We start from the raw sequence: 10,783 nt of genomic DNA, 5'->3' as shown, positions 1-10,783 counted from the left end.
TTACAGGATATAATGAAGAGGAGACCAAGCGAATCCGGGCAATGCTTTTTAAGAAGTTCGATCTAGAAGGTAAAGCCACGGTCGAGGCGATCAAGGAGACGCCGTCGGAGGATGAAGCCGTTACAACACCGCCTCCGGTTGAGGGACGCGTGCCTGGATACCAGCCTGCCGCTTTTGTTTCGTCTGGGGGCCCAGAACCAATGGCAAAAGGGATAAAGGTCGGTTTGTGGGCGCTGGCGGTTTTGATGGCCATAATTATTGGAACAAGCTTTTCAAACAGGGCCAAGTTTTATCTTAAGGATGTTGATGGCGTGGTTCAGGTATGGAGGGGGAAATTCGCGCCTGCTGGGGAGGAACTGCTTTTTAGTCTCGATGGAATCAAGACTCAAGACCCGCGCAAGGATGTTTATACAAGAGAAGAGATTTATCCCATAGTTTTTTCTTACTTTCAGGACGAGGCCGATGCGGTTTTGGATGAGCCAAGGGGGCCGGATTTCGGCAAGATCAAGGCGCATTTGTATCAGGCGGCATCCTATGCACCGACAAAGGAGTTGCGCGAAAAAGTCCGACTTCGTTTGAAAAGCATGGACTTTATTGTGCTTTTTCATAAAGCGGATATCGCTTTTGGCAGGGGAACGCTGCCTGACCTCGAGGCTGCAAGGGCCTATCTTGACAGGGCAGGCACATACGCCTCAAGCGACTTTCAACGTGAACTGCTGGTCGGAACGAGGGCGGTTGTGGACAGAACCTTTGCCGCCTTGAGGGCACAGTAAAGGGTTTCTTCCGGCACAGTGTCCCAGTTGAAGGACCTATACGGGCCAGAGGGGATTGGGGTCAAGCCGCCGTCCCCCTGCTTATTAAGGAATTGTGATGAAAGACAAAAAGGGGTTGTATTATTTTCCTTTTCCTCAAAACAAGCGGGTTCGTATGTATGTGCGTGAAGCCGAGGGCGCTATAAGTTTCAGGCTCTGGAATGCGGATGATCCTGAGCTTTGGGAGGAACACGATTGGGTCCCCTACGGCGCCATCAAACAAGCCGCCGCTATGTCCAAGGGTAATAAGTTCGACCCGAACCAAGCCTATGACATCGAAGTGGCAAAGATGCTGCTTAAGGAATCCACGAATTCCGACTGACTTCTCCGGTCGTGCCTGTTTCATGGAATGTCGTCTGGCCAACGAATCCTCACACAGAATGTGCTTTGTTGATTCCACATCCGCATTTCCCCGCGCCTTTCTTATTGCGGAACGATCTCTTCCCGGAGTTTCCTGTGGCGAGGCAATGAGGATGTACATTAAGCAATCCTTACATAAAACCTTTTCCAATGTCTGTTTCCGATAACACTGACAACGATGTGCCTGGCGGGGTCTACCTATGCCAGGTCAACGGACGGGTTTCGTGTGGGGCATGCTGTGGTTTGTACAATGTGACTACCCCATCCTTTGCTGCCCTTATGGAGATGCTGACCTGGCGCACAGAGGCTTTTGCGCGCCTTCCGAGAGATATTGATTCCATCCTCGCCTTCAAAGAAGATCTTGAGGCAAGGGAACAACAGAAAAGACCTTTCTCGAAGTTTCATCACTGTCCGTACATAGGCTTAGTTGGCAGAAAACGTTCCAGAGTGGGCTGCCTGTTACATCCGCTGGCTCATGGAAACAAAGGGATAGATTTCAGAGGACTTAGCTTTTATGGGGGGATGGCGTGCAGCGTCTATTTCTGTCCGTCCCACTACAGACTACCGGCTGTTTTCAAAGAGATCGTCTGCGAAGCGGCAAGAGATTGGTACCTTTATGGACTTGTCATTACGGAAACAGAGATGTTAAGGGCATTTTTTCAAGACGTCGAAAGGCGAATCAATCGGCCAATAACAAAAGAAGACATACTCGGACGTGGAAAATGCCTGGAGGCTGTTCGAGAATTCCTGGAGCTTAAGCTCTATTGGCCTTTCCGGATCAACTCCGTCAAGGGCTTGTGTAACTATTTCTTTACGGATGAACTCTATCCTCTCCCCACTGTAGATTACGAGGCAATCGGGGAGTCCACATCGAGATATGACGCCATCTTGCGAGGATTGGGGTCGCACTTTGATTCGGAAAATGAGTTAAGGAGTGCAGAGAGTTTGCTTGATGGCCTCATTGACAAGTTGGCGTCCAATATTGCTTCGCTCAGATTCCGGCTTATCCGGATTGCTTTTGGAGGTAGTGATGACGTATGAGCCCAAGATTCTCATAGTTGATGATGAGCCTCTTATGTGCAGTAGCTTGCAGTTTTTGTTAAGCAAGGACGGGCTTGAGACCCAAATTAGCCATAGTGGCAGGGAGGCTATGGAATCCTTTGCGAAAGAGGTTTTTGACGTTGTGCTGCTGGACATTCAGATGCCTGATATGAACGGGCTTCAACTCATGGATCATATGAGGAGCCAATGTCCTGGCACCTTTGTTGTTGTTATTACCGGCCATGCTTCTGTGGACACGACTGTAGAATCTTTGAGGAGAGGGGCCTTTGATTACCTCAGAAAGCCGTTTGAGCATGAGGAACTGTTGAAGACAGTGAACAATGCCCTTAATCAGAAGAGACTGGAGATGGATCGCAAGCGGGCTGAGGAGGAGCTGCGAAAAGCACACGAGGAGCTTGAAAGACGGGTTGAAGAGCGAACTGCCGAACTGGCAAAGGCCAACGAGCGACTGAGACGGGAAATAGAAGAGCGAAAAGAGGCAGAGAAAGAACTTCAAAGCATCAACGAGGAGGTGAAGGACTTTGCTCGCGTTGTCTCCCATGACCTGAAAAATCCCATTATTTCCGTGTTGGGTTTTTCTTCTCGTTTGGTCAAGCACTATCGAGATAAATTGGGGGAGAAGGGCCTGAGCTACCTTGAACATATTGTGGCTAATGCCCGCCGCATGGAGCTCCTGGTTTCAGACCTTCTGACGTTGTCCACAGTCGGCCGGGTAGTCCCTAGCTCCGGGTACATCTCCTCCGGTGAGATAGTAAGGAACGTATCGTCAAGTCTCCAAGCCAGTTTGAGAGACAAGGGCATAGAGCTCGTTGTAGCGGAGAACCTTCCTACTATCTACTGCGACGGAGAAAGGGTCCATCAGGTTTTTGAGAATTTGCTTGTAAATGCTATTAAGTTTATTGGGGATACTGAGGCCCCGAAGATCGAGATCGGCTACGGTGACGGGGGAGATCTTCATCATTTTTATTTAAGGGATAATGGCATTGGGATTGATCGAAAAAACCATCGGAAGATATTTGAGAAGTTCTTGCGGCTAAGAGAAATCGAAGATGAAGAAGGGACAGGTTTAGGCCTGCCGATTGTTGAAAGGATTGTGAATAGCTGCGGTGGAAAGGTCTGGGTGGAGTCTGAAAAAGGGGAGGGGGCAACTTTCTGTTTTACCTTGCCTAAGGTATTGGCCGAGAAATGAACAAGTACGAGAAAATTACTGAGGCAAGAAAGCTGCTTGAATTGCCTGAACGGGCAACCATTGAAGAGATTAAGGCCAATTACAGAAACTTGGTCAGGGCATGGCATCCGGACAGATGTAAGGAAGCCAAGGAGAAATGCACAGAAAGGACGGCCAGGATTGTTGCTGCATATGGGATCATAATTGACTATTGTAATCATTATAAATTCTCCTTTTCCGAAAAAGAAGTCAGGAATCATCTCTCAGAAGAGGAATGGTGGCTTGAGCGTTTTGGCAACGATCCATTGTGGCACAAATAGCCGGCAAGACAAGCGCATATGCCTAATCGGCAAAAGAGTCATGCATGGATGGAAACGAGCGGGATAGGAATGTGCATGTCCTGGTTAAAATTGCTTTAGGGAGTCTTTTCTTATACCTCGCATATTGCTGCCTCCTTTTTCTTTTTCAACGACAGATTTTGTTTCCTCGCTATCAGATTGCGGCACCTTCGGCAACGGCGCAGAAGATTGTAGGCTTGGAGAAGATTTGGTTAGATACGAGTAGCGGAAAGGTTGAGGCATGGTTTCTCTCTCCGGCCCGGGATCACGGCGCTGAGCCTGTGCCGGTAGTGATTTTTGCTCATGGCAATGCAGAGTTAATTGACTTCTGGCCCCAAGAACTCAAGAGGTTTACGTCTTTTGGGATTGGCGTACTGCTTGTCGAGTATCCCGGTTATGGTCGCTCCAAAGGAAGTCCGTCCCAAAGCAATATTACTGAAACATTCGTGGCAGCTTATGATGCTCTCGTTAAACGAAAGGATGTCGACTCCGCCAGGATCGTTTTGTTCGGACGTTCCCTTGGCGGCGGCGTGGTCTGCGCGCTTGCTGCAGAGCGACCTTCTGCGGCCCTTATTCTTCTGTCCAGTTTTATCAGTGTCAGGGCATGTGCGTCGAGTTTTCTGGCGCCCGGCTTTCTTGTGCTGGACCCGTTTGACAATCTTCGAGTTGTCAAGTCTTACTCCGGTCCGGTCCTCGTAATCCACGGGAGAAATGACAATCTTATTGCATACAAGCATGGAGTTGCCCTTTGCCGGGCGGCGCAAGACGGCGAAATGCTCACCTATGAGTGCAGTCACAACGACTGCCCGCCAAGTTGGGACACATTCTGGAGAGACATCGAGTCATTTCTCATAAAGGCCGAAATCATTGACAGTTGACGAACCGACAAAAAGCCTGATTCTAATTCCAGAAGCGTCTGTTCCCAACCCTGACGGCTATCACGTGGGTTCCGGCGACCTTCGTTGCTTGAAGACATCATGGGCGATCCTGACTATTCGGATGCCGTCGCAGTTTTCGTGGTTACTGTATCCGATTTTCCTATTCTGCTAATCAAATCATATCAATGAAATGCTGCAAAGACTCCTGCCACGGCATGGGCTCATAGCCGGAGCATAGAGTGAAGAGGCTGGTGTCAAGCACAGAGTATTGAGGTCTCTTGGCAGGGCGGGCAAATTCCCGGCTGGTAGTTGGTTCGATTTCTTTGTGGATTCCCTTTGTCTTCAGGATCTGACTGGCAAATTCGTACCAGTTGATGCCGCCGTCGGTTTGGTCTGTGAGATGGTACACACCAAAATTGCCTGTACAGATCAGTCTCAAGATTCCTTGGGCCAAGTTGACGGTCCATGTCGGGGACATCTGCTGATCTTGAACGACCCTCAGGGCTTGCTCCTTTTCTGCCAGCCGGAGAATAGCGTAGACGAAGTTAGTGCCATTCTTGCCGTAGAGTGAGCTCGTCCGGATGAGGTAGTATCGGTTGAGAATGGAGCGCATGAATGTCTCACCAGCCAGTTTCGATGTCCCATACGCACTAACTGGACAAGGCAGATCAAAGGGTTGGTAAGGCTCAGTTGATTTCCCGTCAAATACGTAATCAGTGCTGATGTGACAAAGCGCACATCCATATTCCTGACAGGCCAGAGCCAATTGTTGGACCCCGTATGCATTGACAAGAAACGCCTGCTCCTTGTCCTTTTCTGCCTCGTCGACCTGGCTGTATGCAGCACAGTTTACTATAAGGTCCGGCCTAATCTCTCCCACAACGTCAAAGACATTTTTTTTGTCAGTGATGTCCAGTCCATCCACGCCCAGGGAAGTTGTTTCATGTCCCTTTGAAATGATCGGAATCAGATCATGGGCCAACATCCCCTTGGAACCAGTAACCAGGACCTTCATGATTTGCTCCAGAACCCCTTGCTTTCCTTGGAGAGCCTTTCCTTCAGAGGTCTCCACCACCATTCATTGGCATGGTACCAGGCTACAGTTTCCTCGATACCCTTTTCGAAACGCATCTCCGGTTCCCATCCCAGTTCTTTCTTAATTTTTGCGTTGTTTAATGCGTACCGCAAGTCATGTCCCGGTCGATCCTCAACGAACTTCAGAGACGATTTTCCCCTGTTAGATAAGGACAAGAGATGTCGTGCCACATCGATGTTGCGCTTTTCGGTTTCTCCTCCCACATTATAGGCCTCTCCGGGGCTTCCCTTTTGGAGGATAGAATCCACTGCCCGACAAGTGTCTGTGACAAAAATCCAGTCCCGGACGTTCAAGCCCTTCCCGTAAATCGGCAGAGGCTTGTCTTCAATCAGGTTAGTGACCATGAGGGGAATGAATTTTTCCGGATATTGGCAAGGCCCATAATTGTTGGATGGTCGCACGATCAAGACCGGCAGGCCGTATGTTTCAAAATAGGCCCGTGCAAGAAGATCAGCGCCCGCCTTTGTGGCCGAATATGGGGAGTTGGGCCGCAAAGGGCTTTCTTCGGAAAAAGTCCCTTTCTGGCCCAGGGTGCCGTAGACTTCGTCTGTTGAAATGTGTACAAACCGGAATGCCTGATCTCGTGAAAGGGTTTCTGTCCAGTATTGAGTAGCCGCTTCAAGCAAGACGTGGGTCCCCTCAACGTTGGTTTGAACAAAATCCTTTGCTCTTGTGATGGATCTGTCCACATGGGATTCCGCAGCGAAATGAATAACGGCCTGAATACGATTTTCTCGGATCACTGAACTGACAAGGTCCTCATCCCTTATATCTCCGCGAACAAAACGATAGCGGGGATTGTCACCCATTGTCTTTAGATTATCAGGGTTGCCCGAATACGTGAGCTTATCCAGGTTGATAAATTCATATTCGGGCCGGGCCGCGGTCATGTAATGGATGAAGTTTGAGCCGATAAAGCCGCAGCCCCCTGTAATCAACACCGCTTTTTTCAAACCTAATCTACCCCCTCAAAGAGAGTCATGCTAAACCTCAACCACGTTGTTGTCGCCGATGAGTAGTCGCAGGGCGCGGCTGTGGCTTTTGTCATGGCGGATGACTTTGGCCTCTCGTCCTATGAGACTGTCTTCAAGTCTCAAAATATTCTCAATAATGCACTTTTCCAGGATCACCGAGTGTTCGATGGCTGAATTGATGATCTGTGTTCCATGGCCAATGGTAGTGTAAGGTCCGATGAAAGAGTTTGTGATCTTACACCGTTTTCCAATGACTACTGGGCCGCGGAGACTGCTATTGGTGATCTTGGCAGTCTTTTCTATTTGCACCCGCCCGTCCACTCTACTCGTGGCGTCTAGTTTGCCCGCCACGCTCTGCCTGACATAACTATCCAGCACCACCGTATTGGCAGCCAGAAAGTCATCTTTTTTCCCAGTGTCGAGCCACCAGTCTTCTAGGATTTGTCCTTTAACGGACCGCCCCAACCGCATCAATTCTTGGATCGCATCGGTGATTTCGAGTTCTCCTCTGGCAGAAGGCTTGATCCGGTCAATAGCATCGTGAATGCTGGGGGAAAAAAAATAGACTCCCACGAGGGCGAGGTCAGAGGGCGGCTTTTTGGGCTTTTCAACAAGCTTGACAATATGTCCCCTTTGGTCAAGAACTGCCACTCCAAAGGCCTGCGGGTTCCGGACTTGTTTCAGAAATATCAGGGCATCCGGCTTTACCGATTGAAACTCTCCCATGAATTCCCTAATTCCCTGGGCAAGGAGGTTGTCTCCCAGGTACATGACAAAAGACGCATCACCCAAGAAAGGACGAGCTACCTTGACCGCATGGGCCAGGCCCAAAGGTTGGGGCTGCAAAATGTAGTGAACCCGAACATGCCAGCGAGTCCCCTTGCCGAGAAATGCCCGCACGTCATGTTGCGTCTCCGGAGAGACCACGACACCCACATCCTTGATTCCGGCCTCTTGAATGTGGCGAAAGACATATCCGAGGATCGGTTCGTTTGCCACGGGGACGAGCTGTTTAGGCATGGTGTACGTGAGCGGTCTGAGTCTGGTTCCCTTGCCTCCGGAGAGCACCAAGGCCTTCATGACATTATATTCCCCTTCCTGTCGCACCGGTACAGCCGGCGCTTTTTCTTGCAAATGCTTTCGTAAATTTCGTAATAAGTCAAGAGGATTGTTCCCGAACGTAACACTGGCAATGCCAAAGGGGAAGGATCCAAAAGGCAGGGTAACCGTTCACCCGTTCAGAGGTTCAGGGTTCAACGAAAATCTGAGCCGACTTCGCCAAAGCACTGGCTGCGACGGCTGAAACCGTCCTACGAGCAACGTTAACGAAAGAAAGGGAAACATGAGCCGACTTCGCCATGCCTACTTCGCCGAAGCTTCGAAGGCTGAAAGTAGCCGTAGGCTACGACGGCTGAAACGGGGCTCTCCGCCGTAGGCTATGGCCCGCAGTCGGGTGAACTCTGAACCTGTGAACGCTCACCTAAATAAGTACCCCTTCTTTGCTGAGGAAGACGATGCTGCCATCAAGGAAGAAAGAGATGATCAATATCCAGTCAACAAGATGTGCCGTGCCGGGAAAGACCCTGAATGCCAGAAGCACTAGAACCACGGCCAGGTCAAGGATGGCGGCGACTTTAAGCTGGGATCTGTATATTGGGATCGAAGCGACTAGTAACCCAATGATTAACAAGCAGAGCATGGTAACTGTTCCAATGTTTTGAATCTCAAAGGATGTGGCATTTTGTCTCTCGGGGTTTCGCCTTTCATTATCTGTATCGGCATATTGCTCAAAAACTTGATACCATAGGAAATTTTGGCCGTAAGACCTCAATTGGAACTCAATGCTCAACACCGCTTCAAGGCATCTGAGAAAATCCTATGACTTGATGCCCCATGAAGACAAAAGACTACTCGTTTTAGGCCTGTTTTTTTGTTGGTCAGATAATCGATCACAGACCGAAGCATGATCTCAGCACAGCGTTCCTTGGGGAATCCGAAGATGCCTGTGCTGATGGCCGGGAAGGTGATGCTGGTGAGCTTGTTCTCATCAGCTACCTTGAGGCTGTTTAGCGTGGCATTTTTCAACTTCTCCTCTTCATTGCCCTCACCCATCCTCGGGCCTACGGCGTGGATCACGTGACGGGCTTTCAGATTCCCGGCTGTAGTAATCACGGCGCCACCCACAAAAGTCCCACCGATGGCATCGCATTCCTCCTGGATTTTGGGACCGCCCTTAGTCCTGATGGCTCCGGCCACCCCGGCTCCCAGAACGAGTTGTGCGTTAGCCGCATTGACGATGGCATCAGTGTCCATTTCAGTAATGTCGCATTGACGCACCTCGACAACAGCTTGGCCGATGTTTTTTTCCATGAGAGTGCCTCCTTTTCAAGACCCTAATGTTCAAAAGCTTCAAACATGCTCAAACCGCTTGTTCTCTATATCGAAATTCGAGACAAAGCTCAATATTCATTTAGTGAAGAAAGTTAGAACTTCAGGAGGTTACGTCCTTAGACGACGGAAGCCTGCTGCTTGACACAAAAAATATTGCGAAAAACATGAAATGTTGCTAAATATAATAATTTTGGCAAACAGAAAGGAGAACAATCATGCCCCTATATGAATTTCGTTGTCTTAAGTGCAACGACGTCTTTGAGATCCTCATTATCAGAGACGAAGACGAGGTTGAAATGAGATGCCCCCACTGCGGATCCGACGATTTTGAACGCGTATTGAGCAGCACCACATATGCGATGGGCTTTGCGAAAGGCGAATCAACGGGGCCCACAGTTGAATCCAGGCAGTGCTCTTCGGGCACCTGTTCCACCTTTACCTTGCCCGGTCACACCAAAAATTGACGACTTCGCAAAAAGTCCATCTGCGTCCTGCTGCGGGATTCATCCCCGCCCTGTTAGATTCTTGCTACGCGAGAAGGCGAAGCAGGTTTGACAGGGTGAATTACCGCGATTCGCCTCAGGCGGACCTGATTCCTCAAATCCCGCCTCAGGGGGGACTTGCATATGAGCTTTTTGCTTTGTTGTCCATTTGCGGAACCTTATGAAATCGCGAAGCGATTTCATGGCCGGAAAAACAGTAAGCCTATTTGACAAGCCCGCCGTGGCGTATTATGTTCTTGAGAATCTAATACAATAAGGGACCCATTTTATGGACCATATCCACCAACAAGAGAAAAAACAATTCCTTCGCCTTTTTGAAAAAGAGGGAATAGACAAGGTTGAACCTCGAATGTCCATTATGGAGGCGTTTCTTGGCGTTAAGGGGCATATAACCTTTCAAGATTTTATGACCCTGCTGGAAAAGAAAGGTTATCGTTTTGAACCGGACTTTGTAAAAAAGACCCTGAACTTACTATGCCGATACGGCTTTGCCTCAAAGAAAAAATTCGAAGGTCGGCCGACGCTGTATGAACACCGACATCTGGGTTTACACCACGACCACCTCATTTGCACTAAATGTAACAAAATCGTTGAGTTTAAAAACCAGCAACTGGAGAATATGCGAGTGGAAATAGCGGCGCTGCACGGCTTTCACGTACTCCAGCAAAAGATAGAAATATACGGACTGTGTGCAGACTGTCTCAAGGAACGAGTTCGGCTGATGCCACTGTCATATGCCCATGAAGGAGAATGCGGCATCATAGAAGAGTTCATGGGAGGCTCGGGCGCGCAACTGCGCCTGGCCAGCATGGGGCTGCGCAGAGGGGACGAGGTAGAGGTCATAACCAACAGGGGTGAAGGCCAGCTTGTTGTTGCCGTAAACGCCACGCGCCTGGCCATGGGCCGTGGCCTTGCCAAGAAGATTATGGTCAAACCAAACGGGAGTCGGAAGGATTTGCAGTGAACCTTCGTGAGTTGAGGGAAGGACAGACAGCCACCGTGGCCCGGATTGGGGGTGAGGGTCCTTTTCGCAGAAGACTCCTTGAGATGGGGTTTTTGCGCGGCACTCAGATCTACGTTGAGAAATATGCCCCCCTCAAAGATCCCATCGAACTCGTACTCAAAGGCTATCATGTTTCTCTGCGGGTCGAAGAAGCTGCCGACATCCAGGTGGAAAATGTCAAAGGCGAGGGGACGTAAC

At 49.6% G+C, this 10,783-nt stretch carries 14 protein-coding genes; 9 read left to right on the top strand and 5 right to left on the bottom strand.

Annotated features, from left to right (window positions below):
• The 6 genes from JW883_06185 to JW883_06160 all read left to right on the top strand — a co-directional run.
• Positions 1 to 773, top strand: a 773-nt coding sequence (locus JW883_06185) for a hypothetical protein (protein MBN1841856.1), incomplete at its 5' end; no start/stop codon positions are given.
• A gap of 97 nt (positions 774 to 870) precedes the next feature.
• Complete coding sequence (locus JW883_06180) at positions 871 to 1,134, top strand: hypothetical protein (protein MBN1841855.1); 264 nt, start codon at positions 871 to 873, stop codon at positions 1,132 to 1,134.
• Positions 1,135 to 1,322: 188 nt separating this feature from the next.
• The gene (locus tag JW883_06175; GenBank protein MBN1841854.1) at positions 1,323 to 2,213 is read left to right on the top strand and encodes a hypothetical protein; all 891 of its coding nucleotides are present in this window, start codon (positions 1,323 to 1,325) and stop codon (positions 2,211 to 2,213) included.
• Positions 2,203 to 3,423: a response regulator gene (locus JW883_06170; protein MBN1841853.1), complete on the top strand. Its 1,221-nt coding sequence runs from the start codon at positions 2,203 to 2,205 to the stop codon at positions 3,421 to 3,423. The genes JW883_06175 and JW883_06170 overlap by 11 nt, the downstream gene beginning before the upstream one ends.
• A complete protein-coding gene (locus tag JW883_06165) occupies positions 3,420 to 3,722 on the top strand; it encodes a J domain-containing protein (GenBank protein MBN1841852.1) in 303 nt (100 codons plus the stop codon). The genes JW883_06170 and JW883_06165 overlap by 4 nt, the downstream gene beginning before the upstream one ends.
• Before the next feature lie 215 nt (positions 3,723 to 3,937).
• Entirely contained in the window at positions 3,938 to 4,618 is a 681-nt protein-coding gene (locus tag JW883_06160) for an alpha/beta hydrolase (GenBank protein MBN1841851.1), read from the top strand.
• A 172-nt stretch (positions 4,619 to 4,790) separates the two neighbouring features.
• Here JW883_06160 and rfbD read toward each other — a convergent pair whose 3' ends face one another.
• From rfbD to JW883_06135, 5 genes are all read right to left on the bottom strand, one after another.
• Positions 4,791 to 5,633 (bottom strand): dTDP-4-dehydrorhamnose reductase, encoded by an 843-nt coding sequence (gene rfbD, locus JW883_06155; protein MBN1841850.1) that lies wholly within the window; start codon positions 5,631 to 5,633, stop codon positions 4,791 to 4,793.
• The gene (gene rfbB / locus JW883_06150; protein ID MBN1841849.1) at positions 5,630 to 6,655 is read right to left on the bottom strand and encodes a dTDP-glucose 4,6-dehydratase; all 1,026 of its coding nucleotides are present in this window, start codon (positions 6,653 to 6,655) and stop codon (positions 5,630 to 5,632) included. Before rfbB ends, rfbD begins: the two co-directional genes overlap by 4 nt.
• Before the next feature lie 42 nt (positions 6,656 to 6,697).
• Positions 6,698 to 7,768 carry a glucose-1-phosphate thymidylyltransferase gene (locus JW883_06145; protein MBN1841848.1) on the bottom strand — a complete coding sequence of 357 codons (1,071 nt, stop codon included), beginning with the start codon at positions 7,766 to 7,768 and terminating at the stop codon, positions 6,698 to 6,700.
• A gap of 400 nt (positions 7,769 to 8,168) precedes the next feature.
• The gene (locus JW883_06140; protein ID MBN1841847.1) at positions 8,169 to 8,387 is read right to left on the bottom strand and encodes a hypothetical protein; all 219 of its coding nucleotides are present in this window, start codon (positions 8,385 to 8,387) and stop codon (positions 8,169 to 8,171) included.
• A 146-nt stretch (positions 8,388 to 8,533) separates the two neighbouring features.
• Positions 8,534 to 9,058: a macro domain-containing protein gene (locus tag JW883_06135; GenBank protein ID MBN1841846.1), complete on the bottom strand. Its 525-nt coding sequence runs from the start codon at positions 9,056 to 9,058 to the stop codon at positions 8,534 to 8,536.
• A 236-nt stretch (positions 9,059 to 9,294) separates the two neighbouring features.
• Between JW883_06135 and JW883_06130 the strand changes: the two genes are divergently transcribed.
• The 3 genes from JW883_06130 (at position 9,295) to JW883_06120 (ending at position 10,782) form a co-directional block, all read left to right on the top strand.
• A complete protein-coding gene (locus JW883_06130; GenBank protein ID MBN1841845.1) occupies positions 9,295 to 9,543 on the top strand; it encodes a zinc ribbon domain-containing protein in 249 nt (82 codons plus the stop codon).
• Positions 9,544 to 9,850: 307 nt separating this feature from the next.
• Entirely contained in the window at positions 9,851 to 10,546 is a 696-nt protein-coding gene (locus JW883_06125) for a transcriptional repressor (GenBank protein MBN1841844.1), read from the top strand.
• Positions 10,543 to 10,782: a ferrous iron transport protein A gene (locus JW883_06120; protein MBN1841843.1), complete on the top strand. Its 240-nt coding sequence runs from the start codon at positions 10,543 to 10,545 to the stop codon at positions 10,780 to 10,782. Before JW883_06125 ends, JW883_06120 begins: the two co-directional genes overlap by 4 nt.
• The last annotated feature ends 1 nt before the right edge of the window (position 10,783 follow it).

The organism is Deltaproteobacteria bacterium (assembly GCA_016930875.1).
Taxonomy (GTDB): domain Bacteria; phylum Desulfobacterota; class Desulfobacteria; order Desulfobacterales.
Note: the sequence above shows the minus strand (reverse complement) of the source record. Positions and strands in the feature narration are given on the sequence as shown.